Source organism: Hoeflea sp. EC-HK425 (genome assembly GCF_902498795.1).
GTDB classification, from domain to species: Bacteria; Pseudomonadota; Alphaproteobacteria; order Rhizobiales; family Rhizobiaceae; genus Hoeflea; species Hoeflea alexandrii.
The window spans coordinates 1-26,564 of sequence record NZ_LR701572.1 but is presented as its reverse complement, the minus strand read 5'-3'; the positions used below and the strand labels follow the sequence as shown (position 1 = coordinate 26,564).

27 protein-coding genes and 2 pseudogenes are annotated in these 26,564 nt (G+C 59.1%); 4 read left to right on the top strand and 25 right to left on the bottom strand.

Going from position 1 to position 26,564, the window contains the following annotated elements; translation table 11 throughout:
• Positions 1-75: 75 nt before the first annotated feature.
• From SPHINGO391_RS03000 to SPHINGO391_RS02960, 9 genes are all read right to left on the bottom strand, one after another.
• Positions 76-2,199, bottom strand: coding sequence for an acetate--CoA ligase family protein (locus SPHINGO391_RS03000; RefSeq protein ID WP_152007439.1), 2,124 nt, complete (start codon positions 2,197-2,199; stop codon positions 76-78).
• 22 nt (positions 2,200-2,221) lie between these two features.
• Positions 2,222-3,457: an acyl-CoA dehydrogenase family protein gene (locus tag SPHINGO391_RS02995; RefSeq protein ID WP_152007438.1), complete on the bottom strand. Its 1,236-nt coding sequence runs from the start codon at positions 3,455-3,457 to the stop codon at positions 2,222-2,224.
• Between the two features lies 1 nt (position 3,458).
• Positions 3,459-3,878 (bottom strand): Zn-ribbon domain-containing OB-fold protein, encoded by a 420-nt coding sequence (locus SPHINGO391_RS02990; RefSeq protein ID WP_152007437.1) that lies wholly within the window; start codon positions 3,876-3,878, stop codon positions 3,459-3,461.
• A gap of 10 nt (positions 3,879-3,888) precedes the next feature.
• A complete protein-coding gene (locus tag SPHINGO391_RS02985; RefSeq protein WP_152007436.1) occupies positions 3,889-5,055 on the bottom strand; it encodes an acetyl-CoA acetyltransferase in 1,167 nt (388 codons plus the stop codon).
• A gap of 3 nt (positions 5,056-5,058) precedes the next feature.
• Complete coding sequence (locus SPHINGO391_RS02980) at positions 5,059-5,493, bottom strand: MaoC family dehydratase (RefSeq protein ID WP_152007435.1); 435 nt, start codon at positions 5,491-5,493, stop codon at positions 5,059-5,061.
• Positions 5,494-5,507: 14 nt separating this feature from the next.
• A complete protein-coding gene (locus SPHINGO391_RS02975) occupies positions 5,508-5,933 on the bottom strand; it encodes a MaoC family dehydratase N-terminal domain-containing protein (protein WP_152007434.1) in 426 nt (141 codons plus the stop codon).
• A 2-nt stretch (positions 5,934-5,935) separates the two neighbouring features.
• The gene (locus SPHINGO391_RS02970; protein WP_210385754.1) at positions 5,936-6,847 is read right to left on the bottom strand and encodes an SDR family NAD(P)-dependent oxidoreductase; all 912 of its coding nucleotides are present in this window, start codon (positions 6,845-6,847) and stop codon (positions 5,936-5,938) included.
• Positions 6,848-6,957: 110 nt separating this feature from the next.
• Complete coding sequence (locus tag SPHINGO391_RS02965) at positions 6,958-7,713, bottom strand: SDR family oxidoreductase (RefSeq protein WP_152007433.1); 756 nt, start codon at positions 7,711-7,713, stop codon at positions 6,958-6,960.
• Positions 7,714-7,883: 170 nt separating this feature from the next.
• Positions 7,884-8,912, bottom strand: coding sequence for an EamA family transporter (locus tag SPHINGO391_RS02960; protein ID WP_152007432.1), 1,029 nt, complete (start codon positions 8,910-8,912; stop codon positions 7,884-7,886).
• Between the two features lie 14 nt (positions 8,913-8,926).
• Here SPHINGO391_RS02960 and SPHINGO391_RS02955 point away from each other — a divergent pair, with 14 nt between their 5' ends.
• Entirely contained in the window at positions 8,927-9,811 is an 885-nt protein-coding gene (locus SPHINGO391_RS02955; RefSeq protein WP_193217170.1) for an NmrA family NAD(P)-binding protein, read from the top strand.
• A gap of 16 nt (positions 9,812-9,827) precedes the next feature.
• Here the strand turns inward: SPHINGO391_RS02955 and SPHINGO391_RS02950 are convergent, their stop codons facing one another.
• Complete coding sequence (locus tag SPHINGO391_RS02950) at positions 9,828-10,964, bottom strand: acyl-CoA dehydrogenase family protein (protein WP_152007430.1); 1,137 nt, start codon at positions 10,962-10,964, stop codon at positions 9,828-9,830.
• 180 nt (positions 10,965-11,144) lie between these two features.
• Between SPHINGO391_RS02950 and SPHINGO391_RS02945 the strand changes: the two genes are divergently transcribed.
• Complete coding sequence (locus tag SPHINGO391_RS02945) at positions 11,145-11,456, top strand: NIPSNAP family protein (RefSeq protein ID WP_152007429.1); 312 nt, start codon at positions 11,145-11,147, stop codon at positions 11,454-11,456.
• 67 nt (positions 11,457-11,523) lie between these two features.
• On the opposite strand, the gene SPHINGO391_RS02940 is transcribed toward SPHINGO391_RS02945, so the two are convergent.
• The 15 genes from SPHINGO391_RS02940 to SPHINGO391_RS02875 form a co-directional block, all read right to left on the bottom strand.
• Positions 11,524-12,744, bottom strand: coding sequence for a CoA transferase (locus SPHINGO391_RS02940; protein WP_152007428.1), 1,221 nt, complete (start codon positions 12,742-12,744; stop codon positions 11,524-11,526).
• A 1-nt stretch (position 12,745) separates the two neighbouring features.
• On the bottom strand, positions 12,746-13,675 hold the full coding sequence (locus SPHINGO391_RS02935) for an electron transfer flavoprotein subunit alpha/FixB family protein (RefSeq protein ID WP_152007427.1): 930 nt from the start codon (positions 13,673-13,675) through the stop codon (positions 12,746-12,748).
• Positions 13,676-13,698: 23 nt separating this feature from the next.
• The gene (locus SPHINGO391_RS02930; protein ID WP_152007426.1) at positions 13,699-14,448 is read right to left on the bottom strand and encodes an electron transfer flavoprotein subunit beta/FixA family protein; all 750 of its coding nucleotides are present in this window, start codon (positions 14,446-14,448) and stop codon (positions 13,699-13,701) included.
• Between the two features lie 79 nt (positions 14,449-14,527).
• A complete protein-coding gene (locus SPHINGO391_RS02925; RefSeq protein WP_152007425.1) occupies positions 14,528-14,872 on the bottom strand; it encodes a DUF4286 family protein in 345 nt (114 codons plus the stop codon).
• Positions 14,873-15,042: 170 nt separating this feature from the next.
• Positions 15,043-15,573, bottom strand: coding sequence for a transposase (locus SPHINGO391_RS25190; protein ID WP_244615362.1), 531 nt, complete (start codon positions 15,571-15,573; stop codon positions 15,043-15,045).
• A complete protein-coding gene (locus SPHINGO391_RS25185; RefSeq protein ID WP_244615099.1) occupies positions 15,471-16,001 on the bottom strand; it encodes a transposase in 531 nt (176 codons plus the stop codon). Before SPHINGO391_RS25185 ends, SPHINGO391_RS25190 begins: the two co-directional genes overlap by 103 nt.
• A gap of 97 nt (positions 16,002-16,098) precedes the next feature.
• A complete protein-coding gene (locus SPHINGO391_RS02915; protein WP_193217169.1) occupies positions 16,099-17,865 on the bottom strand; it encodes an NAD(P)/FAD-dependent oxidoreductase in 1,767 nt (588 codons plus the stop codon).
• 55 nt (positions 17,866-17,920) lie between these two features.
• Positions 17,921-18,706: an SDR family NAD(P)-dependent oxidoreductase gene (locus SPHINGO391_RS02910; protein ID WP_152007423.1), complete on the bottom strand. Its 786-nt coding sequence runs from the start codon at positions 18,704-18,706 to the stop codon at positions 17,921-17,923.
• Complete coding sequence (locus tag SPHINGO391_RS02905) at positions 18,703-19,626, bottom strand: SMP-30/gluconolactonase/LRE family protein (RefSeq protein ID WP_152007422.1); 924 nt, start codon at positions 19,624-19,626, stop codon at positions 18,703-18,705. Before SPHINGO391_RS02905 ends, SPHINGO391_RS02910 begins: the two co-directional genes overlap by 4 nt.
• On the bottom strand, positions 19,623-20,669 hold the full coding sequence (locus tag SPHINGO391_RS02900; protein WP_152007421.1) for an acyl-CoA dehydrogenase family protein: 1,047 nt from the start codon (positions 20,667-20,669) through the stop codon (positions 19,623-19,625). Before SPHINGO391_RS02900 ends, SPHINGO391_RS02905 begins: the two co-directional genes overlap by 4 nt.
• A complete protein-coding gene (locus SPHINGO391_RS02895) occupies positions 20,666-21,844 on the bottom strand; it encodes an acyl-CoA dehydrogenase family protein (RefSeq protein WP_152007420.1) in 1,179 nt (392 codons plus the stop codon). Before SPHINGO391_RS02895 ends, SPHINGO391_RS02900 begins: the two co-directional genes overlap by 4 nt.
• Before the next feature lie 39 nt (positions 21,845-21,883).
• Positions 21,884-22,666: an enoyl-CoA hydratase/isomerase family protein gene (locus tag SPHINGO391_RS02890; RefSeq protein ID WP_152007419.1), complete on the bottom strand. Its 783-nt coding sequence runs from the start codon at positions 22,664-22,666 to the stop codon at positions 21,884-21,886.
• Positions 22,666-24,258 carry an AMP-binding protein gene (locus SPHINGO391_RS02885; RefSeq protein ID WP_152007418.1) on the bottom strand — a complete coding sequence of 531 codons (1,593 nt, stop codon included), beginning with the start codon at positions 24,256-24,258 and terminating at the stop codon, positions 22,666-22,668. The genes SPHINGO391_RS02890 and SPHINGO391_RS02885 overlap by 1 nt, the downstream gene beginning before the upstream one ends.
• 115 nt (positions 24,259-24,373) lie before the next feature.
• A complete protein-coding gene (locus SPHINGO391_RS02880) occupies positions 24,374-25,207 on the bottom strand; it encodes an SDR family oxidoreductase (protein WP_152007417.1) in 834 nt (277 codons plus the stop codon).
• Positions 25,208-25,323: 116 nt separating this feature from the next.
• The gene (locus tag SPHINGO391_RS02875) at positions 25,324-25,959 is read right to left on the bottom strand and encodes a TetR/AcrR family transcriptional regulator (RefSeq protein ID WP_152007416.1); all 636 of its coding nucleotides are present in this window, start codon (positions 25,957-25,959) and stop codon (positions 25,324-25,326) included.
• A gap of 107 nt (positions 25,960-26,066) precedes the next feature.
• Between SPHINGO391_RS02875 and SPHINGO391_RS02870 the strand changes: the two are divergent.
• Positions 26,067-26,213: pseudogene (locus SPHINGO391_RS02870) on the top strand (transposase); the annotation flags it as partial.
• A 23-nt stretch (positions 26,214-26,236) separates the two neighbouring features.
• Positions 26,237-26,422, top strand: a pseudogene (locus SPHINGO391_RS02865) (IS110 family transposase); the annotation flags it as partial.
• Positions 26,423-26,564: the final 142 nt, after the last annotated feature.

Below are 26,564 nucleotides of genomic sequence, written 5' to 3'. Positions count from 1 at the left end.
CTCCCGGATGCTGATAACAGGCCACAAAAGAGCAGCCTGGCATTTTTCTAACGATAGTTCGAAAACAGGCCCAGTTCAAGCGCCAAATCGTGTCGACGGGACAAGAAGTGCGTCCAGCGCGACCACGCCCTTTCCGACCGATAGGGCGATAACTGGGTTGAGGTCGATGGTTTCGATATTGTCACGATGCACCGAAGCAAATTCCGAAATTCTGACCAGGACATCCGCCAGCGCATCGACGTCGGATGGCGGCGCGCCGCGAACGCCCGAGAGCAGCGCACGGCCGCGAATCTGGTCAATCATAGCGATTGCTTCGGTCTTGTGGAATGGAACATGGCGGAAGGCAACATCCTTGAGCACCTCCACATGCACTCCGCCCAGACCGAACATCACCACCGGACCAAATACAGGATCACGACTGACCCCGATGATTGTCTCGACACCCTTTTGAGCCATCGGAGCAACCAGAACACCTTCGATCCGGGCATTCGGGCAATGCTCGGCAGAGCGCGCCATCAGCGTGTCGTAGCCCGCCATCACATCCGCACGGCTTGCCGGCCCGACCAGAACGCCGCCGATTTCGGTCTTGTGCTCGATGTCGGGCGAAACGATCTTCATCACCACCGGATAACCGATGGCGTCGGCGGCGTCACCGGCAGAGGCGGCGCTGCTGACGAGCTTCTCATCAAGAAACGGTATTCCGGCCCTGCCCAAAATCTGTTTGGCCTCGTATTCGGACACCGCTCCGGTTGCAAGCGGTGCAGCATCGGCACGTATTGGCTCCTCAACTGCGGCACCCGCCCTGTCGAAGGCATTGCCGAAGCGGGTCAGGGCTGACAGCGCCAGCACGGCGCGATCGGCGTCCTCAAATACCAGAAATCCGCTTTGCTCATAGGAGCGCACAGTCTCTTCATCCGCCACCATTTCCATCGCCACAAGCCGGTCTGGGAACGCTGCGCAGCCTTCCGTGATGGCCTGACGCAAGGGGGCCGAAAGCGTGCGTGTCTTGGGAACCGTCGAGAAAAAGCCGATCAGTGCGTCATAGCCGCCCTGTTCGAGCATGATGTGAATGTTCTTTGCCAGCAGGCTCATATCGTTCAAGGCCTGGGCCGTGGTATCGACCGGATTTTCGACCGACGCAAAGGGAAGCAGCGCCTTCAGTTGCTTTTGTGCAGCCTCCGGCATGGGTGACACGTCGAGACCATAGCGCTCGGCTGAATCGGAAATCAGAACCCCGGCGCCGCCTGACAGCGTCACGACACCTAACTTGTTGCCGGTCGGAAACAGCCCGCGGGTGCAAGCATAAGCGACATCGAGCTGTTCCTCGGTCGTTGCAGCGCGATGCACGCCATACTGACGAAACAGCGCATCATAGACGGCGTCGGACCCGGCAAGCGAAGCCGTGTGCGAGCTTGCCGCCTTGGCGCCGACCTCGGACCGGCCGACTTTCATCATCACCACGGGCTTGCGGTTCTGCCGCGCCAACGCCAGCGCTGCGCGGAAGCGCGGTCCATCGCGAACACCTTCGACATAGGCCATGATGACCTTGATGTCGGGTTGCGCTGCCATCCAGTGCAGGCACTCGGACACATCGACATCGGCTTCATTTCCGGTGGTGATCCAGTAACTCACGCCGATGCCACGCTTGCGGGCCAGGTAAGCAATATGGGAACCGTAAGCGCCACTCTGGCTGACGATCCCGACAGGACCGGGCGACGGAATTTCGCGGTCAAGGGACTGGGTGAAGGTGCCGAAATAGCCGATCTGCGAATTGAACATGCCGAGACAGTTTGGCCCAAGAAGGCGAAGCCCACCGGCTCTTGCGATTGCCGCGATCCGGTCCTGCACCGCCAGGCCGTCCTCTCCGCTCTCGGCATAGCCGGCAGAGAATATAAGAGCGGCGCGAACGCCTTTCTCGATGCACTCGGCGACCGCCTGCTCGGTCAACGCGGCTGGAACGGCAAGAAGGGCTACGTCGGGAACTTCGGGCACATCGGCGAGCGACGCATAGGCTTTCACGCCCTGAACAGTCTCGCGATTGGGATTGACCGGGTAGATCCCACCCTTGAAACCGCCCTCCAGCAGGTAGCGCAGCGGCCTGCCGGAAATGCGGTTCGGGTCATTGGACGCCCCAAGTATGGCAATCGAACGGGGCCGGAACAGATGATCGAGACCAGTGGCGGGTGAGACGTGATTCATTGTGTGTTCCTGTTCCGCCAAGTCAGAAATTGACGCCGGAAGCGAGCAACTCCCGGGCAATGGTGCGGCGTTGTATTTCGCTGGTTCCGTCGGGAATGCGCATCGAGCGGGTAAACCTGTAGCCTTCCTCAAGCCGCAGCTCATTGGTCAGCCCCATGCCGCCGTGAACCTGGATGCAGCGATCAAAAACCCTGTTGGCCGCTTCCGTGCAATGCAGCTTGACCATCGAGGTTTCCGCGATGGAGCGCACCCCTTTTTCGAGCTTGGAGGCGCAATCCATCAGCATGGTTTCGGCCGAATAGATATCCAGCGCACTTTCGGCCAGCAAGATCTGCACCGCCTGGTGTTCGCCAATCGGCTTTCCAAAAGTCTTGCGGACCTTGGCATAATCAAGTGCCTGATTGAGCGCCCAGCGCGCCAGCCCGATGCAGGTGGCCGACAGGCCGAGCCTTCCGGTGTTGACGCCCTTCATGGCCACCTTGAGGCCCTGCCCGGCTTCGCCAAGCCGCTGAACATCGGGAACCCGCACGCCATCAAATGACAGGATGCCGATCTCTGCGCCCAGATGGCCCATGACCGGAATGGTCGACGCAACGGAGAACCCGGCAGACGCCGTCTCGACGAAAAAGCCTGTAATCCCGCCCTTCCGCTGGCTTGCCAGTTCCGGATCGGTGACGGCGAACACCATGACATAATCCGCATAGGGACCATTGGTGATCCATTGCTTGGTCCCGGTGATAATCCAATCATCACCATCGCGCACCGCACGCGATTTCATGCCGAAGACATCCGATCCGGCGTCGGGCTCGCTCAAGGCAAAGCAGAGCGTCTTCTCGCCACTGGCAAGGCCTGGAAGAAAGCGCGCGCGCTGGTCTTCGCCAAGCGCCGTGAGCACCGGCGACAATCCGTTGGTGAAGGGTGAAGGCACCACAACCGGGTGAACCAGCACCCGTCCCGGCCCGCTCGCCTCCGCCAGCAGCGCATTGAGATAGACAGCCGCGACAGGTCCGAGCCCGCCGCCACCTATCTCCTCGGGTCCGAACATGGTGTAGAACCCCTGCTCGGCGGAACGCATGCGCACGGTGCGGCGCAGTGCCGCGACCTCTTCAACAAAGTAGCCTCTTTCGTCATAGATCGTTCGATCGGTTGCGAGCAGTTCCCGATTGGCATCTTCCAGCGGGGCAACTTCACGCTCAAGAAAGCGGAGCAGGCTGTCGCCGATTGCGATAATTTCGTCATCAACCTGGGTTCTGTTCATATCAAGCCTCGACCACCTTGAACTTCGGCAAGGTGATCTCCTCGGTGACGTCGTCAAACTCGACCATCACCAAGTCGCCGATCGAGACAGTTTCGACGTCGGAAACGACCAGATTGGTCAGCATGCGCGGACCTTCATCAAGCTCGATCATGGCGATGATGTATGGCACATCCGCGGCGAAAACCTGCCCTGCCGGCTTGCGGGCGATTGTGAAGGAGTAAACCTCACCCTTGCCGCTCACATCGGTCCATTCCAGCTTGTCGGAATGGCAATGCGGGCAAAGCTCGCGCGGATAGAAGTGATGCTTGCCGCAATTCAGGCAGTGAGGGATGGACAGACGGTGCTCTTTGGCTGCATCCCAGAACGGCTTTGTGCCCGGATCAATGATGGGAAGCGGCTTCTCATAGGTCGTGCTGATCATCATCTCATCCTCAATGATTGGCAAGAATGACGGTGCCGCCACTCGAAAGCGTTCCGCCGGTGCCATGAACCAGCGCGGTGCGGACATTGTCGACTTGCCGTTCTCCGGCCTCGCCGCGCAATTGCCGGACCGCTTCCACGAGCAGGAAGATGCCGTACATTCCGGGGTGACAGTAGGACAGCCCGCCGCCATTGGTGTTGAGCGGGAAGGCACCTCCTGGCGCAGTCCTTTGACCCGAGACAAAGGCCCCGCCTTCGCCCGGCTTGCAGAAGCCGAGCGCCTCGAGCGTCATCAGCACCGTGATGGTAAAGCTGTCGTAACATTCGACGAGATCAATCGCCTCATGGCTGACGCCGGCCATCTCGAAGGCCGTCCTGCTTGACATTTCCGCAGCGGTGAGCCTTGCCAGATCCGGCATCGCGCCGATACTCCAGTGGGTGTGAGCCTCGCCGAAGCCGCGCACATGAATTGCCTTTGCGCCGTGCGCCTTGGCGTTTTCAGCGCTGGTCATGACAACTGCGCCTGCCCCATCGGTCACGAGGCAACAATCGAGCAACTTCAGCGGATCTGAAATCGGCATCGAGTCCATCACATCGTCAATGCTGATGAGGTCGCGTTTGGTGGCCGCCGGATTGAGGCTTGCCCATTTCCGCGTTGCCACCGCGATCTCGGCCAGCTGTTCCTGGGTGGTGCCGAATTCGTGCATGTGGCGCTTGGCAGCCAACGCGTATCCGCCGACCGGTTGAGGAATACCCCAGACATTTTCAAACTGCATGGTCAGGATGCTCGGGCGGCCTCCAAGCGTACGGCTGCGCTCGCTCCTCTGGGTGCTGCCGTAGACGATCAGCGCCACATCACAATATCCTCGCTCGATTGCCATGGCCGCATGCGCCACATGTGCTTCGAAAGCAGAGCCGCCAATATTGGTAGTGTCAGCAAAACGCGGATGAATTCCGAGATATTCGCCCAATGTGACACTGGGAAGCATACCCGGCCCGGGAACGCCCCAGAGGCCTGCAACCAGCAGCCCATCGACATCGGCCATGCTGATGCCCGCATCCTTGAGCGCTGCGTTGGCGGCTCGCGCCTGAACCTGCAGCACCGAGCCGCCGCCGACAACCTTGCCATCCGAGAGGGGCACGTCGCCGACGCCCACGATTACCGCTTCTCTTGCCATTGCTCAGCCTACCTCTTTGTTTTCGACTGGCTGGTAAACCGTGCCAGCCAGGATTTTGCGCTCGCCACAGCGGCAAACGAGATTGCAACGGGCATTTGTTCTCCCGCCGCGCATGACGAGTTCATCGACAACCGCGCTCACTTCAATGGTGTCGCCGGCGAAGACCGGGCCCACAAAGGCAACTTCGATTTCGCCTGTTTCATCAAAGCCGCCATCGCTCCAGTCGTTGAGCATCCGGGCGGCGTAGGCCAGGGTCATCAGGCCATGGGCAATGGTCTGCCCGAACGGGCCATTGGCCGCATAGTCCGGATCGACATGGATCGGATTGAAGTCACCCGATGCCTCGGCATAGGCGTCAATTACCTGCTGGGTGACGAGCTTTGCAAAAACCGGCAGTTCAAAGCCTGGCTGGTAACGAGCAGCCACTTCGGCTTGCATGGAATCCTGTATGGTCATTCGTCCTGCCCCCAGATTGAGGTGATCAGGCCGCTGGCGACGAGATCACCGCCAGTGCCCCGCGCCTCGAATTCGGAGACCACGTAGTTGCGGTCCTTGCGGACATATTTTTCGACAATGCTCGCCTGCAACTTCAATGTTTCGCCAACATTCACCGCACGATGAAACCGGATCGACTGCTTGGCGTGGATACCGCCGGGCGGGCTGGCGCGCGCCTTGAGCAGATCGATCAGGTAGACCGAGGCGATCATCGATGGCGCGTGCCGGGTGCCAGCTTCAGCTGGTGATCGATAGCGCTCGCCGGAATCTCCTGTTGCAGCCAGAAAGGCGTCGACCGTTTCCCCGGCTACGGTGAAGGACAACGGCTCTGCGGGGAACTGATCCCCGACCCCGATCTCGTCGTAACGGCGATAGGCACTCATGATCAGACCGGCGTCCACGAAAACACATCGCGCGACATGTCGAGCGGAATGAACGAGGGCTTGAGTGTCGGCATCATGTGGTCGCGCAGCGTTTCGGGCGTCCAGCCTTCCGAGCGGTGAACCGAGCGCAGCGGCCGCGGCTGGCTCATCAGGAAGACCTCATTGCCGCGCACGGCAAAGATCTGGCCATTCACATCCTTGGCATCGTCGCTCGCCAGGAACACTGCAACCGGGGCGATCTTGTCAGGGGTCAGCATCTTCAGGCCCTTGAGACGCTCTTCCTGATCCGGCGTGTTCGGTATTGATCCGACCATGCGGCTCCAGGCGAATGGCGAGATGCAGTTCGAGCGCACATTGAAGCGCGCCATATCAAGAGCAATCGACTTCGACAGCCCAATAATACCCATCTTGGCTGCGGAATAGTTGGCTTGCCCGGGATTGCCGACCAGACCGGAGGTCGAGGTCATGTGCACGAAGGTGCCGCTTTCCTGCTTGCGGAAATGTTCGGCAGCAGCGCGACTGACATTGTAGCTGCCGTAAAGGTGCACCTGCAGCACCGAATTCCAGTCGTCATCGCTCATCTTGTGAAAGATGACATCGCGCAGAATGCCCGCATTGTTGACGACGATATCGATCTTGCCGAACGTATCAACGGCGCGCTCGACCATGGCACGCGCGGCGTCACCATCGGAAACACTTCCGAGATCGGCGACGGCTTCACCGCCCGCCGCCCTGATCTCGCTGACAACTTCGATTGCCGGATCTTCCGCCTCGTCTTCCCCCTTCAGGGAAACGCCCGGATCATTGACGACGACCTTGGCGCCATGCGCGGCCATCATCAATGCCATTTCGCGACCGATGCCGCGTCCGGCGCCGGTAATCAGGGCAACCTTGTTTTCCAACATCAGTGTCATGGATGTTCGCACCTTTTGCCTATTGTATAATTCTAACGTTTGTTTGGTTTTCTTGATAGCGGGCAGCCATCCGGCCGTCAATCACAACGACCGAGCAATGCTTCGCGTCCTCAGACCATCCAGCGACCGCCGTCGACGACCACGGATTGCCCGGTCATGTAGCGGGAATCGTCCGTCGCCAGGAAAGCGGCGGCGGCGGCGATATCCTCGGGCTCCGCGAAAAAGCCGAGCGGGATCGAACTGCGGATCTTGGCCAGGAATTCTTCCGAAATCTGATCCAGCACACGCGTCTTGGTAACGCCTGGGCAGACAGCATTTACGTTGACCTTGAAGGGGGCGAGCTCGCGGGCAAGCGACCGGGTAAACCCGATCACGCCCATTTTCGCAGCCGCATATTCGCTGATGCCGACTTCGCCGGCCAGACCGGCGTTCGAAGCCACATTGACGATCTTGCCCTTGCCTGCCTCGCGCATGAAAGGGGTCACCTGCCGCGACGCAAGCAGAGTAGATACCAGCGACACATTGAGCACGAAGCGCCAAACCTCGGAGTTGGACTGGTAGAATTCGGAAGCCCGCTCGCGGGCGCTCTGGCCCACATTGTTCATCAGCACATCGACAAAACCGGCTTCGTCATAGATGCGTTTGAATGCGTCGACGATCACCTCTTCATCGGTGCAATCGGCTGTGATGGTAAGGACTTGTACACCCATGGCGCGCGCCTTCTCAGCGGTCTCGGAAAGACCCGCCTCTTCGCGGTCCAGAATTGCCAGGTTGGCGCCTTCGCTTGCGAACCGCAAGGCGCTCGCACGACCAATACCGTTGGCAGCACCCGTCACCACTGCCAGTTTACCTTCCATACGACGCATGGCCGCCTCCTCCCGTTTCAAGTGATGGCGCGTTTCAACCGGCGCCGGAATTGTGGCCGTGCAGTCCCGCAGTTCCATCGAGTGCCGCCGCCGTTGACCCGGCCCCTCATCTAAAAACTAACACTTGTTCGAAAATATCACAAGCGCTGAATCGTGTCCGACAGGCATTTTCATCCAGGCGGTGGAATCTGCTGCTCGGCAGCAACCGGACGCCGACGGAAAGTCGAGACGGCAACACCCGCCAGCACCACCACGACACCGCAGATCTTTTGCACCGATAGCGATTCACCCAGAAAGATCGCCCCGCATATCAAAGCGATCACCGGCACCAGATAATTGTTGATGGAGGTAAATGAGGCCCCTGCCCGCGGTACCAGCGCAAATAGCAGCAAATTGGCGCAACCGCTGTTGAATACCGCAAGCACGATGACCGCCATGATCACCGCATGGCTAGGCAATGCAGTGGGAACACCTTCAATCAGCAAAGCCATGGGAACCGACCAGATTGCCGCCGCCAGAAGCGAAAAAGCCGCGACGCGCATCGCCCCGTGGTGCCGGACCAGACCCATGGCAATCAGCGACCCGGAAAAGACGATGGATGCGCCCAGCGCGCACAACGCACCCTTTGCACTATCGCCGAAACTCAGGAATGCCGAGGGGCCGAACAGGATGGCGATCCCTGCAAGGCCGATGACGATGCCCAGGACGGCACGCGGGGTCGGATATTCGCCGTTGAGCATGGTGAGGCACATGGTGATAAGCGGAACGAGGGCCATGCTGGTGGCGACAACCGAACTGTCGACATAGGACGCCGACATCGAGATCAGCGACAAAGGCAGCGCATTGCTGACCAGTCCAACAAGCGCGAATGCCGCACAATCGCGCCCCGTGAGCGAAAGCGGGCTGCGCTGCTGCAGGCCAACCAAGCCCATGAGCAACGAGGCGGCGATCACAGTCCTGACTGCAACAAGGGTTAAAGGAGCCACCTCGTCAACCGCAATCTTAGTGAACAGGTAGGACGTTCCCCAGGTGATCCCGAGCGCAAACAGCAAGGCATATTCCGTGAGACCAAGGGTCGGACGGGAGGCGGATGAGTCATTGATGGACGTGGGCATGGACAGGGTACGCCAGTTTCGATTATGTTTTGAACATCTGTTAGATTTTGATGCAATGTCAAGCCGGCAGTCTCCGGCAGACATCGGGAGACCTTTTCATGGCACGTCGTATATTCATTACCGGCGCCACCGGAACCGTTGGTGGCGCGGTGATGCGCTACCTTTCACAGGACCCAAAAACAGGCAGCATTGAATTGCTCGGTGCTGCACGCAGCGAACCGGCCGCATCCAAACTCCGCGACGCCGGACATCAGCCGATCCATTTCGACTATGACGATCCCGCAAGCCATGCACCCGCCCTCGAAGGGGTTGATGCCGTGTTCCTGTCGACCGGTTACAGTGTCGATATGATCGTCCATTCCAAGCGTCTGCTCAATGCTGCTCGGGCTGCAGGTGTGCGCCATATCGTTCACCTCGGCGCGCTAGCACCCGATGACACGCCGCATGCCCATTTTGCCTGGCATCAGGTGATTGAACACAGCATCGAAGCCATGGGCTTTGATTGGACCCATCTGCGCCCGAATTTTTTCATGGACACGGTCTGGAAAGGCTTCGCACATCGGCCTGACCGGCTGGTGCATTTCATTGGCGACCGGAAAGTCTCCTGGATCTCATCAGACGACATGGCAGCAGTTGCCGGCGAAGCCCTGAAGTCTTCGTCAGGTCACACCGGCCAGACCTACCGGCTCGCAGTCGAGGCCTTGAGTTTTGCCGACGTCGCCGCGATACTCACGGATATTACCGGTACTGAGGTGTATTATCGTCCTCGGCCCGCCGCCGATCTTCTGCCGATCCTGCTCAAGCAGGGAATGGACCCCGCCTATGCCGCAGGGCTTGCCGAAGGGGTCGCCGCGCTGGAAGCGGGGTCGCAGCCGCTGGCTGACGCGGTATATGACACGGTCGCCCAGGTTACTGGGCGTGAGCCGGTAAGCTGGCGCGAATTTGCCGCCCAACGGCTGACGTCTCTTTCGCCTCGCGAATAGACGCCAGCACTTTTGGCTACAAGGTGCGGCCGATCAGTTCTTTCATGATCTCGTTGGTGCCGGCATAGATCCGCTGAACGCGCGCATCGGCATAGGCACGTGTGATCGGATATTCCCACATGAAGCCGTAGCCTCCGTGCAGTTGCAGCAACTCGTCGAGAACTTTGCCCTGCATCTCGCTGGTCCAGAGCTTGACCATTGCCGCCGTTGTGGTGTCGAGCTTGTTTTCAAGCACCAGTTCGAGACAGCGATCAAGGAATATGCGGCCCACCTGGACCTCGGTTTTCATTTCGGCCAGCTTGAAGCGCGAGTTCTGGAAATCGATGATCGCCTTGCCGAAGGCTTTGCGGTCCTTGGTGTATTCGATAGTCCAGTCGAGCGCTGCCTCGCAGCATGAAATCGCCTGGATCCCGACATGCATCCGCTCCCAGGCGAGTTCCTGCATCATGTAGGCAAATCCCCTGCCCTCTTCGCCGATCAGGTTGGTCACCGGCACGCGAACCTGATTGAAGAAAAGCTCCGACGTATCCTGTGCCTTGGTGCCGAGTTTTTCGAGCCGCCTGCCTCGTTCAAAACCGGGACGATTTGCCTCCACTGCAATCAGGCTGATGCCCCGCGCACCTTCTGACCGGTCGGTCTTGCAGGCCACCAGAAACATGTCGGCGGTCTGGCCGTTGGTGATGAAGGTCTTCTGACCGGTGATCACATATTCGTCGCCATCGCGCACAGCCATGGTCTGAATGGCTTGCAGGTCCGAGCCGCCGCCGGGCTCAGTCATGGCAATGCCGGTGATGCATTCGCCGGATGTCATTTTCGGTAACCAGCCGAGTTTCTGCTCCGACGTTCCGTAGTGGTGGATATAGGGGGCAACAATGTCGGAATGGAGCGCAAAGCCGAGACCAGACAGGTTGAGACGGTACTGTTCCTCCATCAGGATGATCGAGTAGCGCCGATCTGCGCCCACCCCGCCCCACTCCTCGGGAATGGCGGCGCAGAGAAATCCGAGCTCTCCAGCCTTGGTCCAGGCCCAGCGCGGCACCTGGCCGTCCTTTTCCCATTGGGCATGATGGGGGGCAAGTTCGCGCTCGAAAAAGCGCCGAACCGATTCCCGGAACATCTCATGCTCTTCTGAAAATAATGTCCGCTCGACCATTGTGATCCTCCATCCGCATCATCTTTTTGGTCAATCCTGTAGTGCCGAGCCTACACCAAGCTCAGACGCGGCGTAAGTTTTTTCTAACGATCGTTTGATTTTTATTCGACGCGCTGCCGGATCGGCATTATGCTCCCGAAACAGAACCACTCGCGTTCACACAACCAAGGGAGAGAGAACATGATTGTCGAAAAGCGCACCTACACCTTTCATCCGGGCAAGATCCCGGAATTCCTCGCGCTTTATGAAGCCGAGGGACTGGCGCTACACACAAAATATCTCAACATGCTGGGGTATTTCGTTTCCGATATCGGCCCGCTCAACCAGGTAATCACAATGTGGGGCTACAAGGACATGGTCGAGCGCGAGGAACTGCGCGCAAAGCTTTATGCCGATCCGGCCTGGATCGCGTTCGGCCCCAAGACCACCGGCTATATCCAGACCATGGAGTCCATGATCATGAAGCCGACAGGCTTCTCGCCCATTCGCTGAGACCGATCGCCCGGGCCAGATCTGCCATTCGCAGCTGAAACTCTGGACCGGGTGACCTGATGTCGGATCAAGCGATGATATTGCGGCTTTTCAGGTCGGCAATCTCGACTGCGGACAGGCCGGCTGCTTCAAGTACTCCGGACGTATCCTCTCCGGTCAGCGGCGCGCGATGGGTCACGCCACCGGGTGTCTTGGTCATCCTCACCGGGGTCGAGGCGATGGTCACCGGCCTCGATGATCCGGGATGCTCGACCTCGACCAGCATGTGACGCGCTTCGATGTGCGGATCGGCAAAGATGTCGGCAGCAGTGTTGACCGGTCCGAACGGCACTTTTCCGTCGAGCGCCAGCGCGATTTCGGACTTGGTTCTGGCGCTGGTCCAGCCTTCCACAATTGCAATCGTTTCGGCGGAATGGGCGAGGCGTGCGTTGTTACTGGCAAATTTCGGATCTTGCCCAAGCTCGGGACGTCCCATGATCGCGGTCAGCTCCTTCCAGAACGAATCGCGTGGACAACCGACCGTCACCTGGCCGTCAATCGCCGAGAAGGTGCCAAACGGACAGAGGATCGGGTGCTGGTTGCCTTCGGGCACCGGCGAGCGGCCGGTGTAGGATTGCTGGTAGATGATGCGTTCGCACATGGCAACAATACCGTCATACATGGCGACATCGACAAACTGCCCTTCGCCGGTCTTCTCGGCATGGCGCAAGGCGGCCATGATGCCGAAAGCCGCAAGGGCTGCAGGAAAGATGTCGCCAACCCCTGGACCGATCTTCATCGGCGTCATCGCGTCAGGTCCGGTCACGCCCATTGCACCACCCATGGCCTGGGCTACCACGTCAAAAGCCGGCCTATCGACATAAGGGCTGGCGCCTGTGCGCGGATCACCAAACCCGCGGATGGCCGCATAGACCAGTTTCGGATTTTCGGCGGCCAGGGTCTCGTAACCGACGCCTAGCCGATCCATAACGCCTGCGCGAAAATTCTCCGCCACCACATCGGCATCACGGCAAAGCCGACGGAACAGGCGCTTGCCCTCCTCGCTCTTAAGGTCGATGGCAAGGCTCTTCTTGTTGCGATTTGTACTCTGGAAATAGCCGCCGAAATGATGATCGACATCGTCTGCGGGGAACGGACCGAAAGCGCGGGTGGGATCGCCATTGATCGGTTCGATCTTGATCACATCCGCCCCCTGATCGGCGAGCAGCATGGTGCAGTAGGGACCAGCCAACATTTGGGTGAGGTCGATGACCTTCAGTCCTGCGAGGGCCCCGGCGTTGGTTTTCATGTCACAGCGCCTTTTCGAGTTCGGGGATCGCCTCGAACAGGTCAGCGACAAGCCCGTAGTCGGCGACCTGGAAGATTGGTGCTTCCTCGTCCTTGTTGATGGCGACGATGATCTTGGAGTCCTTCATGCCGGCAAGGTGCTGGATGGCGCCGGAAATGCCGCAGGCGATGTAGAGATCGGGCGCGACCACCTTGCCGGTCTGACCGACCTGCCAGTCGTTGGGCGCGTAGCCCGCGTCGACGGCGGCGCGGGATGCACCGACGGCCGCACCGAGCTTGTCGGCCACCGGCAGGATGACTTCCTGGAACTTCTCGGAGGAGCCGAGCGCGCGGCCACCCGAGATGATGATCTTTGCCGAGGTCAGTTCGGGACGGTCGCTCTCGGCGATGGCGTCCTTGACGAAGGACGACAGGCCAGGATCGCCGGCGGAGGAGACGCTCTCGACTGAGGCCGATCCGCCTTCACCGGCTGCCGAGAAGGATGCGGTGCGCACCGTGATAACGCGCTTGGCGTCGCTCGACTTGACCGTCTGCAGGGCGTTGCCGGCATAGATCGGGCGCTTGAAGGTATCGGCGGCGATGACTTCGATGATGTCCGAGATCTGCATAACATCAAGAAGTGCAGCCACCCGCGGCATGACGTTCTTGCCCGAGGTGGTGGCAGGCGCCATCAGCGTGTCGTATCCGTCCGCAAGCGAAACCACCAGGGCGGCAAGCGGTTCGGCGAGCCGGTTGGCGTATTCGTCGCCTTCGGCATGAAGAACCTTGGAGACGCCGTCAAGCTTGGCTGCCGCGTCGGCGGCTGCCTTGGCATCCTTGCCTGCGACCAGAACGTGGACGTCGCCACCAATCTGGGTTGCGGCACTGACGGCCTTTGCGGTCTGGTCGGACAGCGAAGCGTGGTCATGTTCGGCTATGATGAGAATGGCCATGTTTGTATCTTCCTTTCCCGCGCTTACAGCACGCCTGCTTCATTCTTGAGCTTGTCGACCAGTTCGGCGACGGAACCGACCTTGACGCCGGCCTTGCGGCCACCCGGCTCTTCGGTCTTGAGCACCTCGAGACGCGGCGCAATGTCGACGCCGTAGTCAGCGGCGCTCTTCTTGTCGAGCGGCTTCTTCTTGGCCTTCATGATGTTGGGCAGCGACGCGTAGCGCGGCTCGTTGAGGCGCAGGTCGGTGGTGACGATGGCCGGCAGCTTGACCGAGATGGTCTGCAGGCCGCCGTCGACCTCGCGGGTGACGTCGGCCGAGCCGTCGCCGATCTCGACCTTCGAGGCGAACGTCGCCTGGCTCCAGCCAAGCAGTGCGGACAGCATCTGGCCGGTCTGGTTGGAATCGTCGTCGATGGCCTGCTTGCCGAGGATGACGAGGTCAGGGTTTTCCTCGCCCACAACACCCTTGAGGATCTTGGCGACGGCAAGCGGCTCGACCAGCGTGTCGGCCTCGACCAGGATTGCGCGGTCAGCGCCCATGGCGAGTGCGGTGCGCAGTGTTTCTTCTGCCTTGGCAGGTCCGATGGAAACGGCGATCACTTCCGTGGCCTTGCCGGCTTCCTTGAGCCGCAGAGCCTCTTCGACGGCGATTTCGTCAAACGGATTCATCGACATCTTCACATTGGCGAGATCGACGCCGCTGCCATCTGGCTTGACCCGGATCTTGACGTTGTAGTCAACAACCCGCTTGACCGGCACGAGAATTTTCATCGGTTTGCCCTTCCGCATAAGTGGTTCGCGTCACCGCTCACCGGCGCGACGTTTTTCTGAGAAATGTGGGTGACGTCCGTTAAGACGCCGGCCGTACGACCCGCCCGGTGATGGGCTTGTAGATCCATACCATTCGCTGGTCCGAAAGCGCTGGCGACAGCTTCATGGCATCGGTACCGCTGGCGGCCGCAAGCGCACCCAGGGTCTCGGAAATGTCGTCTATCTCGATTTCATAGATCGCCATATATTTCCATTCGAGAAGACCCTTGCGATGCTGCACATCGTTCAGGCAGAACCGCTGCGCCGCCACCATGCCCGGCAGCTTGAGCACATCATCAAGATGTTCGTTGGTATACCAATCGTTGAATTCGTCATCGCGTCCATCAACCGGATTGGTGAGCGCGATCAGATTGTATTTTCCCATTTTCATCCTCCCCTGAACCGGTTTCAACACCGGCAAAATAGCATTCTTTTTTCTAACAACTGTTCGATTTGAGAGCAAGCTAAATTCGCATCCACTATTTCGTTCATAGCCAGAGAGCACCTTGTTGCATGGGTCAGAATGTGAGCGCAGTCGCCCCTTTCCCCAAGTGACTATGCGGCTCGCTTGAAGACCGCACGACCAAGGCGGGTCATGCGGTTGAGAGATTTTGTGGCGATTTGGTTTTCGGTAATTTGGCGGTTCATTTCCCTGGCGTTCAGCTCTGGGCCGATGACGAACTTGCGGTGCCCGATCTGGGCTTCGACGAGGGCGCGATCATCGTAGCCCGTCGCTGCCTGCCACGCCATTCGGCCATGCTCGGCGATATGCTTTATGTGAGCGTCGCGCCCATCGCTCAGGCCGAGGACGGCGGTTCTCGGCGGCGGGATGGTGATCTCGACGTCTGTCCCGAAGGCTTCGGTCAAACAGTTGGAAACTCCAGCGCCGTCATAGGCTCCGTCTGCAAGGACGCGGGCCACCGGGTTTTCGATCACGGCGATGAGTTCGGGCAATGCGGTTTCATCCCCGACATGGTCGGTGGTCAGCAGCGAGGCAACGATCTCGCCGCTGTTGGGATCGTACCCGATGTGCAGTTTGCGCCAGGACTTGCGTGTCTTCCCGTCCCATGCTTGGTTTCCTGCCAGCCTGAACCGCGATGGATCTTCAGGCCCGTGCTATCCACGATCAGCGTGATGGGGCCACTGGATTGCGGCCTGTCGTCCACGACCGAGAGGCCAATCGCCCGCCGCGACAAGGTCGAGAAGTCTGGAACCGGCAACTCCACGCGCATCAGTCCAAGTAGCGACCGAACGAACCCTTGGGTCTGACGCAACGGCTGGTGAAAGATCAGCCCCAGCGTCAGACAGGTCTCAATCGCGAAGTCCGAATATTTCGGCTGACCACCGCGACCCTTTCGCTTCGGCGCAAACCATTTCCCGGCAGCCCCATCCTCAAGCCAGATCGTCACGTCACCGCGACGGCGCAGAGCCTCGTTGTAATCCGACCAATTGGTCACCGCGTATTTCGCCTTGGGAAACTTATCGCGCCGACCAGCGTTGAATTTATGCGGCATCGCACGCTCCCATGAAAATCACAGGGCGCACGTTCTCGCCGAAATCGGCGACCCATGCAACAAGGTGCATGGGTATGACAAGGCCCATCCTTCCATTTCAGGCTACCATCCCGCGCAGACGCGCGAGCAGTTGGAGCGCGAGAAATTTGGAGAAGGTTCGGGCCTGGGGGATGCCGCCCAACTGCAACCACAACCCCTCTTGGCCTGTGGGGCGCCAAGCGCGTCGCATTTCACCGTCCTCGCCCCACCCCCAAACCGGGCCGACCTTATCGGCAACGTTGTCCCCGAAGTACTCGCGAATGTCAGCCTCCTGATTCAGGTAGCCAGTAGCAAGGACGATCACATCAGCGGGCATCACGCCACCGTCTTTGAGAAGGGCACCGTCCGGCCCGTACCGATCGATATCCGCCGCCTGTCGTACTTTGATCGAGCCATCGATGATCCTCTTGGATGCCCCCACGTCGATATAATAGCCGCCGCCTCGGTGCAGATAATTGGCGAAATGCCCGCCGCCGAGGTAGCCTGGATCAGTGCGAAAGCCAGCCTTTTCGAGCCCCTCGGTCAGTTCCGCCTCATCTTCACGGATCCGCATGTTGAAATCCTGAAAACCACGAATCGTTGCATCGTAATCATTGGCCACGCTTATGATGTCGACTTCGTCGATAGACCGGTTCTCCTTGTAAAGCGCATAGATCAGATTGGCCTGTTTGATGCTGACCACATTGGTCGGACTGCGCTGAATCATCGTCACGTCCGACCCGTTGTTGAGCAGTTCCAGCGCAATGTCGTGGCCTGATGTCGAAGTGCCTATGACCAGCACCTTCTTGCCCACAAACTCCAGAGTCGGGCGCACATCGGCGGAATGAGCTACGATTCCTTCAAATTCATTCAGGCCCGGAAGGTCTGGATATTTCTTGCGCCCTGAAACACCGCCGGTTGCCAACACGATGTGCTGCGGACGCAGGGTGCAGGCATTACCATTTCTTGTCAGCGAGGCGGTCCAACGGCCGGTTGATTCATCGAACTCGGCACGGTCCAGGTTCGTTTCGGTCCACACCGGGATAGACATCGCCTCAGCATAAAACTCCATCCAGGCCGCATACATATCCTTGGGCAGGAAGCTCGGCCAGTTGCGCGGAAACGAGGTATAGGGAAAATCAATGGTGCAGAGTTCGTTGTGCAGTTGCAGCGTATGGTATCGGTTGCGCCATACGTCGCCGACCCGTGCCGTGCGATCGACCATGAGAATTCTGACGCCCATGGCCTTGAGCCGGGCTGCGATCATCAATCCACACTGCCCTGCACCAACAATCAGCACTTCAAGGTCTGTATCGGAAGGGTTGAGTTCCTTGCTGCGAATGTCGAGCCAATTTTCGTTCATGGTGTCACCATGGATACGTTCGGCGCGATCATCGTCGATCGCCTCGGGATAACCTTTCAACTCCTGCAGCGAGGTCATGAAACCCGAGGCCCGCACAACGCCGTCTTTGTCTCGCTCGAGCCTGGCGACGCCGTTGCCTTTGCCAACGGCGGTATCGAAAGCAAAGATCGCCTCAATGACCGTGTGCCCCGCTCGCGATTGCTGTGATGGAGCTGAATAGCGCGGGTCAAGCCGGATATTCGAGACCCCTGCGTCCACTGCATCAGTGACCAGCCAGTCCACCACCTGATCCGCGCCTTTGGCGGTGCGAAAGTCCCATTGCGCGGCCAGAATATCCCGCCAGTAAGCGTTTTTTGTAAACAACGCCCGAAGCGCATCCCGGTCCCGGGTCACGAGAGCGGTCTCGAGCCTGGCAAGCCAGCCCTCGGCGTCTGCATTCATTTCCTCAGCTGATTCTTTATCCGCTCGAAAGCTCTGATTCACCGGGTGTTCTCCCCTCGAGGCTTCAATTCTGGCTTGGTCGGGTCTCATCCCGACCTCAATGGTATGTCCGTCCACCGTCGACCGACATCGTGATTCCTGTTACGAAAGAGCCTGTTGCGCTACACAAAAAAAGCGCCGCTTGTGCAATCTCATCCGGCAAGCCAAGACGTCGCAGTGCATATTTCTGCAATGTCGGGGTCAGATCATTGTGTTGGCTCATCGCAGCGACCATGGGTGTGTCGATCAGGCCGGGACAAATGGTGTTGACGCGTATTTTCGGTGCCAATTCCATTGCCAGTACCTTGCCAAGCGTGATCAGGCCGCCCTTGGAGGTGGCATAGCAGGCTCGCTCGGCGTAAGGCGACAGGCCCACACCGGATGAGATGTTCAAAATCGTTGCTGAGGGACCGGGTGCGGCGCGCATATGCGGAATTGCTGCGCGGCAAAGAAGGAATGGCGCGGTCAGATTGACCTGCAAGACACGCCGCCACTCGGCTGGATCGATATCGGTGACAGCTCCCTTGGAATAGACACCTGCAGCATTCACAAGCCCGTCAAGGTGGCCAACCCTAGCCACCGCGACGTTGACAGCTTCATCGATCCCATCGGACAAAGCCAGGTCGCACGGTATGGAAAAGCCGCCGATCTCGCGTGCCAGCGCTTCAATGCCCTCAGTGTCACTGTCAAGCAGAGCGACCTGTGCGCCCTCTGCCGCGAAGGTGCGTGCGATAGCCGCTCCGATCCCACGGGCTGCGCCCGTAACGAGGATCGCGCGTCCCTTCATTCGGGAGGCCGGCGCTGGCAAGTCTTCAGGCGTCGGTGTCCAGGACATTCCGCTCATCCCCTGCCACCTCCGGACAGATTCTGACCGCGGGCGCGGACATGGACACGGAAAACCTCGGTCGCGCCGCACATGTAGAGGATATTGCGCTTGGGGCCGCCGAAGGTGAGGTTGATCACAATGCCACCGAGATCGATCTTGCCCAGCAGGTCTCCCTGGTCCGAATAACAACTTACACCGGACGCGGTCCCGGCCCAGATGTGGTCTTCGTCATCGACCCGGAACCCATCGAACAAGCCTGTCGTCGCTTCGATCAGGACGCCACGATCCACGGGCAGGCCGTTCTCACCAATATCGAAACAGCGAATGTGGGCGGGATTTTCGGGCGCGTCGGTGCGGGCGCTGTCGACCACATAAAGCCTGGATTCATCGGCAGAGAACGCAAGCCCGTTCGGTTGCATCATGGTGGTGATCACCGCCTCAAGCGTCCCGGTGGCCGGATCGAGCCGATAGACGTAGTTGCCGGGTTGCTCGGACGATGCGCGGTTGCCAAAGTAGTCGCCGTCGATGCCGTAGGTCGGGTCAGAAAACCAGATCGTGCCGTCAGATTTGACCACCACATCGTTGGGCGAATTCAGTTTCCGGCCATCAAAGCTGTCGGTCAGGACCGTGACCGATCCGTCAAACTCGGTTCGCGTCACCCGGCGGGCGCCGTGTTCGCAGGTCACCAGCCTGCCCTGGCGGTCAATGGTGTTTCCATTGGCGTAATCCGAGGGGTCACGCAGGATACCTACAGTGCCGGTCAACTCATCATATCGCATCAGACGACCGTTGGGGATATCCGACCAGATCAGTGACCGGTGCGCCGGAAAATAGGCCGGACCTTCATTCCACTTGGCGCCGGAATAGATTGTTTCGGGCACCTCATGGCCGAGGAAAAGCCGAATCTTGGGACTTGCGGTTTCGTAAAGTGTGGTCATGCGGTCCTCGTCTGACTTTGTGGCCAATCAGGTGCGGCGTTCGCAGCAATCACGCTGCCCAACAGGGCACACCGGTGCGTAGCGGCGCTGCCCAAGGGCTGAGCGATGCGCAGTATGCGGCGGAGATAGCGATTCAGCGGATACTCCCATGTCACGCCTATGCCGCCATGGAACTGGATCGCGTTTTCCGCGATGCGGCGAGCGGATTCCGGAACAGTGCAAAGGGCCACCGCAACGGCAGCGGCGGCTTCAGCACGCGCGGCGGCAGAGGGGGCGTCGAAAGCTCGATCAATGGCCGCGGCGGCATAATCGATGGCGACGTGGATATTTTCGAGCGTGACATAATCGTCAGCAGCCATGTGCTTGAGCGCCTGGTTGGCGCCGATCGGCTGGCCGAATTGTCTGCGGTCCTTGAGATACTCGATTCCGATATCAAAACAATACGCCGCCGCGCCGGCCAGGTCGGCGCAGCGCAAGAGCGCCAGCCGTTCAGCCATCATCGGCATATCGTTCAGCACCACCGAGCCTTCCGGCAGATCAACCTTGAGCGTGCCAGTGACTGCCGAGGGATCGACTTCCACGCCAGGCGTTGCATGAAGGTCTGACATGGCGAGAACCGCAACCCGGTCGTCCTCCATGGGAGCAACGACCCAATCAGCCATGTCGAGATGGGCGACACCAAGGATACCTGTCACCCGACCGCCTCTGTTGACGAGCGTGCCTGACGAAGCGGCGATGACCACTCCTCGACCTTCCAGAAGTGCTGGCGCTGTCTCTGGACGAGTTTTGATCGCAGCGCCCATCATCACCATCATATCGGCGAGAGGATAGTCGAGGCAGCGGCGCCCGGCTTCAACGCAGGCAACAGTCGCTTCCACCATTCCAAGACCAAAGCCTCCCTGCGCTTCAGGCAAAAGCAGCTTTGACACACCCTGATCGGCGAGCACCGGTCCCCAATCCGCACCAGTGCACTTGCCGCGATCCAGAGCCGCGGAAATACTGTCGCGCAAAAGCGTTTGCTCCGAACTGTGCTGCAAGTTCATCGGACAGGCCTCCTTTCCTGACGCGGCAGACCGAGAACGCGCTCGGCAATGATATTGCGCTGGATCTGCGAACTTCCCGCATAGATCGTTTCGCCACGCGCGGTGAGGTAGATCTTGCGGAACCGGCTTGCCAGGGGAGTATCTGCGTCGAAATCCGGGCCCAGCACTTCGAGGCCAAGGCGCGCGATTTTTTGATGAATCTGACTCCAGAGCAGTTTCAACAAACTTGCTTCATCACCAATCTTCGAACCGGCATCAATTCGACCGAGGAACTTGAGGTTGTGATAGCGGAGAAGCTGAAGCTCGGCAGCAATCTCCCCCATTTTATCCTCCATCGCATCGGTGAGCCGACCAGATTTGCTCGCGGCATTGTGTAACGCGGACAGTTCCTGCATGAACCGGCCCTGGCGATATAGCCGCGTCGTCGCTCGTTCAAAGCCAAGCACGCCGACGGCTACCTGCCATCCAGCATTGACTTCGCCGATCCGCATGTCGTCACTCACCGCGACGTCGGTAAAGAAGACCTCGTTGAAATGCCGCTGACCATTGAGGTGGCGGATGCCGCGCACTTCGATCCCCGGCGTAGCCATGGGAACGATGAGAAGCGTCATCCCCTGGTATGCCTTTGCATCCAGATCGGTGCGGGCAAGCAGGATACAATGGCTAGCCATGTGGGCATAAGAGGTCCAGATCTTCTGGCCGTTCACCACCCAACCTTCGTTAGCTGGCTTCGCAAGTGTCCTGATTGAAGCGAGATCCGACCCGGCATTTGGCTCGGAAAAACCCTGACACCAGACGTCGCTCATCTGCAATATCCGGGGAATGTAGTGATGTTTTTGTTCTTCTGTACCGACACTCAGCAGGATAGGCGCAACCAGTTCCCGTCCAATGGTGTTTAGGCTTTCAGGCGCGGAGGCACGGCCGATTTCCTCGTTCACGATGTAATCTTCCACCGGGCCAAGGCCTTGCCCGCCGTAAGCTTTCGGCCATGCAATGCCGGAATAGCCCCCGGCGTAAAGCCGGCGTTCCCAATCGATCAGGAAATCACGTTCCTCATCTCCCGACAATCGTGGCCAATGGTCAGCCTCGACCCAATTTTCTGGCAGGTTTTCGTAAAGCCATGCCTGGATGCTAGCGCGATAGTGCTCATGAGACTTAGTAAAAGTGATGTCCATTTATCTGCCTGCTCTCATCCTGCCCGGACCTGGTGCGATCTATCGTCCGGTAAAAACCGGTGCGCGTTTTTCAGCAAAGGCAGCCATCGCTTCCTTCGAGTCCTCAGACTTTCCAAGCTGCATTGTCATCTCCTGTTCGTATCGGTAGCCATCGCGCAGGCTCATGTGTTCGATGGTATTCATCGACTGCTTGGCCAGCGTGGTGGCGAGCGGACTGTAGCCCGCGATCTTGGCGGCCATGGTGCGAGCCAGAGGCAGCAATTCGTCATGAGGGACGCAGGCCTGCACCACGCCACGGCGGTACAACTCTGCGCCGTCGACGCGCTCGCCCGACATCATCATCCAACGAACTTGGGAGCGACCGAAAAGCTGCATCGCATGGCGGCAACCGCCCATCAGCCCGATCGTCACTTCAGGCAGACCGATCTGGGCTCGTTCCGAAGCGATCAGCACATCGCAAGACGCCACGATCGCAAGTCCCGCTCCAAGAGCGTAGCCGTTGATGGCGCCGATCACCGGTTTTGTGCATTCGCGGATCGAATGGTAGCTTTCGCGTGCCGAACGCTGATTGCGGCGGCGAGCCCCTTCGGCCCAGACCTTGCCGGCGCGAGACTTGATGTCGACCCCGGCGCAAAACGCCTTGCCATCCCCGGTCAGGACGATGGCGCGGACGTCATCGCGGTCAGACAGAGCGTCCATTGCAAAGGTCAGTTCTTCTTGCGTTTGGTCAGACTGGGCATTGACCGGAGGATTGTCCATGGTGACGACCGCCACGAAATCCGTGATGACGACGTGAACTGTGTCGAGCGTGAAAAGCTCCATCAGCCTTCTCCCATTTCCACTTGTCCGGCTGCGCCGGAATAGGTTTTCCGAAGATCGACCTTGCGTATCTTGCCCGCCGCATTCATCGGTAGAACCTCTACAAGTTCGAGGCGCTCCGGAAACTTCTGTTTCGCAAAACCCGCCGAAGTGAGGTGCGAAGTGATGTCCCCAAGACCTGGACGGGCATCACCACGCGGAACGCAGACGGCCACCATCATCTCTCCGCGTTCGGCATCGGGAACGCCAATCACCGCACAGGAGGAAATCATCGGCAGTTCGAGGATTGCATCTTCGATCTCCTTGGACGAAATGTTTTCGCCCTTGCGAATGATGATGTCCTTCTTGCGGCCAGTGATCGTCACGTAGCCTTGGGCATCCAGCGTTCCAAGGTCGCCTGTGCGCAACCAGCCATCGGAAGTGAAGGCCTTCTGATCGAGCGTCGCGTCGACATATCCCAAAAAGACTTCCGGGCCAGATGATTGAATTTCCCCGACCATGCCGATGGCCATGATCTGGCTTTCGTCGTCAATATCGACAATGCGAACCCGGTTTGAACGATGCACCCGGCCGTCGGTTACCGCAGCCTTGGCTGGATCGTCAGCGACATTCCCGCTGATCGTGGGATGTTCACTGCAGCCGTAGGTGCGCATCGCACGGATGCCACGCGCCTGCGCCTTGCGGATCAGACTGGGTGGCACATCGGCTCCTCCACACCGGAACACGCGGAGCGAGTTGAGCCGCTCGGGTTCAGGGTGTTCCAGAAGCCCCTGCAGAAAAGGTGTGGCGCCGACGGTCCACGCGCAGCCTTCGCTCTCGATGAGATCGATTGCCGCGGGGACATTCCAGATATCCTGCAGGCAGACCTTGGCTCCAAGAACGACGCCTGCAATGGAGGCGTACATGAAGCCGGTGATATGGCTGAGCGGAGACCCCATGAAGAGCGGATCGGTGGCGATGAGTTCCGTCGCCTCGATCACTGATCGCGCCTCGTTCAGCAGAGTGCGTTGTGAATGACGTACGCCTTTGGGCCTTCCTTCCGTTCCGGACGTGTAAAGATAAAGCGTGTCGACATCCGGGTTGGCGTCCGGCAATGACACGCTGGAGGCACGGCCAAGCTCGAGCAGATTGTCATAGCTGCGTGCACCGGATTTAGGACCACGACAGGTGACAAGCTCGGCGCCAAGCTCCCGGGCAATGGGATCGACCAGCCCCACATAGTCGAAGCGGCGATATGTGTGCGGTACAAAGACCACCCGTGCGCGTGCCTGCGTCAAGATGAACCGGACTTCGCGCTCCCGGTAGATCGGGATGATCGGGTTGCAAATCGCACCGATCCGCATCGCAGCCAGCACGATGACCGCGGTTTCGGCCCAGTTGGGCAACTGATAACTGACTGTATCTCCCGGCTTCACACCCAGTGCAACAAGGCCCGCAGCCAGATCCAGCCCTTGCTGCCGCAGGGTGCCATAATCAAGCCGCCCTTCCGAATGAACCAGCGCAATGCGGCCCGGGTCCTGATCCGCAACGCGGTTCAGATAATCCCAGAGCAAGCCGGGGGCATCCATCTTTGAGTGGGGCATCATGCTAGCCATGGGAAATCGTGTCCTGTCCGAGCAATTTTCCAGAAGACACAGCAGTCAAGGCTGCCCTGTCCGGCATGAACAGCTGTGTCGTTGCGCCGCTCAAAGATATCGGGTGTTGAGCTGTTCATGGCTGCCCCGCGATCTGTCTTCCTGACGGCTCACGCATCGCCCTGATCGGTGCCAGCAAGCCGCCATCGGCAACCAGCACCTGACCAGTGATGAAGCTCGAAACATCCTGCGACAGGAACACAACCGGGGCGGCAATGTCAGAGGTCTCACCACAGCGTTGAAGCGGGGTGTTGGATGCGATCTCATTCCAGAAATCTGAGTCAAATCGATCAATCATGCGCTCGGTTCGCACGTAGCCCGACGCGACAGCGTTGAGCCTCACACCAAGATGCCCCAGTTCAGCTGCAGCACAGCGCACAAAGTGGTGCAGCGCGGCCTTTGATGTTCCGTAGATAACTTGGTTCGGCAAAGCCGCTATCGCCGAGATGGACCCGACAAGAACTATGGTGCCGCCACCTGTCTTCGCCATGGCTTCGGCCCCGGCACGGGTGACAGCCATGGCCTGGTACAGATTGAGTTCAAAATTGCGCCGGATAAGATCGGCATCGGCCTTGATAAAGCCTGCCCCGAAGGAGGCGCCGACAATGTCGACAATCCCGTCAAGGCGGCCATGGTCACGGATGATTTGTTCGATAACCGAATCTGGCGCGCCCTCCGTCGTCAGGTCAGCGACGATGGCGCTGCCACGCACTTCATCGGCGACTTTTCTGCAGCGCTCTTCATCTTGATCAATGCAGACAATTAGCGCACCGGCCTGATGAATTGCATGGGCGCATTGACGTCCGATTCCTCGCCCGGCGCCAAAGATTGCGAATATTCGACCATCCAGACGAGTCCGGGCGAAATAGTCTGGCACATCTTCGTCGCCTGCCGAGTTTTTCGCTTCCATCCTCTCCCCCAGACCGATGATGCCTGTTTCGAATCTCACATTATCTACCGACCGTTCGGTTGGCAACCCTCCAAGCTCCGGCTGCGGCTGCGGCTGCGGCTGCGGCTGCGGAGCATTCAGTCGGACCGAAATCCGGCAATGAGAAGATGAACATAGTCGGATGCCAATTGCTGGGCAGACTGGGGCCCTTCCGGGCGCCACCAGCGAGCCATCCAGTTCAGGCAGGAAATCAATGCCCTTGCCGCCAGCTTCACATCCAGCTCGCGGAACTCGCCATTGTCGACGCCCTCGCGAATGAACATACGCAGTTTTTCCTCATAGCCGTCCCTCATGCGCTGCACCCGGAGCTTCATGCCTGGTTCGACAAGGTCGTGATACCCTTCAGCTGAGGCAAAGTAGAAAGCTTTGCTTTCAGATAGATGCGTGGCATGTGCGCGTGAGAACGCCTCTATCTTTTCAGCGGCGGTAGCGCAGTCAGCAGTGCTCTCTTCCACCAGATCGAGCAGTCGTCGGACAGACATCGCCACCACAGTGGAATGGATTTCGTCCTTGTTTTTGAAAAAGTGATAGAGAGAAGCCTTGGTGATGCCGACCGCGCCCGCGATTTCCTGCATCGAGGCCCCGCCATATCCGCGCTCTGAAAACAGCTTTGCCGCCTCCCGCAAGATGACTGACGCACGATCCGAGCCGTTCCACTGGCCCGGCGCACTGTTCGAATCTGAAGAAATCGAGACATCGTTGAGACTGGGCATTCCACCAACCGATCGTTCGTTTTATCACCTTGGTAACGCGAGGCGCCGCGACAAGTCAAACGGTGGTGTCAGACGGCATTGTCAGCACAAAATTATTGAGCAGGGCGGATAGCCAGTCGGTGAAGACCGGCCCGGACGCCCGCCGTGATATCGGTTATGATGCGGGCAAGAAGATCAAGGGCCGCAAGCGCCACATTCTGGTCGACATGTTGCGCATGCTTCTCAAGGCGGAGGTCTACTCGGCGGGCATTCAGATCCTATGAGGAGGTGGCTAAGCGACATTCGCCAGCTGCTTGTCATGGGCGCAATGTCGCGATTGAACTGGATGGGCCGAAAATCGATCCCAGAAACATCGTGGCTAGCCCGCATGCTGGCGCGCAAGCCACGGATGCTGGTGGCAATCGCATTGGCCAACAAGATGGCCCGGATGATCTGGGCGATGTTGACGAAACAGGAAGTGTGACTTGGCACTTAATGAGGTTCTTCCTCAAAGTCTGTGATTCAACGGTAGCATTCTCGCCCTCATCAATTCTGGGCCGGCGCGGCCGTACATTGCTCGCTTCAACGTCTTCAAGCGGTTGATCTGTCCTTCTGCCTGCCCGTTG

What these genes read in the sequence shown, in the direction of transcription:
- SPHINGO391_RS03000 (WP_152007439.1), bottom strand. Translation starts at nt 2,199, where the DNA reads ATGAATCACGTCTCACCCGCCACTGGTCTCGATCATCTGTTCCGGCCC.
- SPHINGO391_RS02995 (WP_152007438.1), bottom strand. Translation starts at nt 3,457, where the DNA reads ATGAACAGAACCCAGGTTGATGACGAAATTATCGCAATCGGCGACAGC.
- SPHINGO391_RS02990 (WP_152007437.1), bottom strand. Translation starts at nt 3,878, where the DNA reads ATGATCAGCACGACCTATGAGAAGCCGCTTCCCATCATTGATCCGGGC.
- SPHINGO391_RS02985 (WP_152007436.1), bottom strand. Translation starts at nt 5,055, where the DNA reads ATGGCAAGAGAAGCGGTAATCGTGGGCGTCGGCGACGTGCCCCTCTCG.
- SPHINGO391_RS02980 (WP_152007435.1), bottom strand. Translation starts at nt 5,493, where the DNA reads ATGCAAGCCGAAGTGGCTGCTCGTTACCAGCCAGGCTTTGAACTGCCG.
- SPHINGO391_RS02975 (WP_152007434.1), bottom strand. Translation starts at nt 5,933, where the DNA reads ATGAGTGCCTATCGCCGTTACGACGAGATCGGGGTCGGGGATCAGTTC.
- SPHINGO391_RS02970 (WP_210385754.1), bottom strand. Translation starts at nt 6,847, where the DNA reads ATGACACTGATGTTGGAAAACAAGGTTGCCCTGATTACCGGCGCCGGA.
- SPHINGO391_RS02965 (WP_152007433.1), bottom strand. Translation starts at nt 7,713, where the DNA reads ATGCGTCGTATGGAAGGTAAACTGGCAGTGGTGACGGGTGCTGCCAAC.
- SPHINGO391_RS02960 (WP_152007432.1), bottom strand. Translation starts at nt 8,912, where the DNA reads ATGTCTGCCGGAGACTGCCGGCTTGACATTGCATCAAAATCTAACAGA.
- SPHINGO391_RS02955 (WP_193217170.1), top strand. Translation starts at nt 8,927, where the DNA reads ATGGCACGTCGTATATTCATTACCGGCGCCACCGGAACCGTTGGTGGC.
- SPHINGO391_RS02950 (WP_152007430.1), bottom strand. Translation starts at nt 10,964, where the DNA reads ATGGTCGAGCGGACATTATTTTCAGAAGAGCATGAGATGTTCCGGGAA.
- SPHINGO391_RS02945 (WP_152007429.1), top strand. Translation starts at nt 11,145, where the DNA reads ATGATTGTCGAAAAGCGCACCTACACCTTTCATCCGGGCAAGATCCCG.
- SPHINGO391_RS02940 (WP_152007428.1), bottom strand. Translation starts at nt 12,744, where the DNA reads ATGAAAACCAACGCCGGGGCCCTCGCAGGACTGAAGGTCATCGACCTC.
- SPHINGO391_RS02935 (WP_152007427.1), bottom strand. Translation starts at nt 13,675, where the DNA reads ATGGCCATTCTCATCATAGCCGAACATGACCACGCTTCGCTGTCCGAC.
- SPHINGO391_RS02930 (WP_152007426.1), bottom strand. Translation starts at nt 14,448, where the DNA reads ATGAAAATTCTCGTGCCGGTCAAGCGGGTTGTTGACTACAACGTCAAG.
- SPHINGO391_RS02925 (WP_152007425.1), bottom strand. Translation starts at nt 14,872, where the DNA reads ATGGGAAAATACAATCTGATCGCGCTCACCAATCCGGTTGATGGACGC.
- SPHINGO391_RS25185 (WP_244615099.1), bottom strand. Translation starts at nt 16,001, where the DNA reads ATGCCGCATAAATTCAACGCTGGTCGGCGCGATAAGTTTCCCAAGGCG.
- SPHINGO391_RS02910 (WP_152007423.1), bottom strand. Translation starts at nt 18,706, where the DNA reads ATGAGCGGAATGTCCTGGACACCGACGCCTGAAGACTTGCCAGCGCCG.
- SPHINGO391_RS02905 (WP_152007422.1), bottom strand. Translation starts at nt 19,626, where the DNA reads ATGACCACACTTTACGAAACCGCAAGTCCCAAGATTCGGCTTTTCCTC.
- SPHINGO391_RS02900 (WP_152007421.1), bottom strand. Translation starts at nt 20,669, where the DNA reads ATGAACTTGCAGCACAGTTCGGAGCAAACGCTTTTGCGCGACAGTATT.
- SPHINGO391_RS02895 (WP_152007420.1), bottom strand. Translation starts at nt 21,844, where the DNA reads ATGGACATCACTTTTACTAAGTCTCATGAGCACTATCGCGCTAGCATC.
- SPHINGO391_RS02890 (WP_152007419.1), bottom strand. Translation starts at nt 22,666, where the DNA reads ATGGAGCTTTTCACGCTCGACACAGTTCACGTCGTCATCACGGATTTC.
- SPHINGO391_RS02885 (WP_152007418.1), bottom strand. Translation starts at nt 24,258, where the DNA reads ATGGCTAGCATGATGCCCCACTCAAAGATGGATGCCCCCGGCTTGCTC.
- SPHINGO391_RS02880 (WP_152007417.1), bottom strand. Translation starts at nt 25,207, where the DNA reads ATGGAAGCGAAAAACTCGGCAGGCGACGAAGATGTGCCAGACTATTTC.
- SPHINGO391_RS02875 (WP_152007416.1), bottom strand. Translation starts at nt 25,959, where the DNA reads ATGCCCAGTCTCAACGATGTCTCGATTTCTTCAGATTCGAACAGTGCG.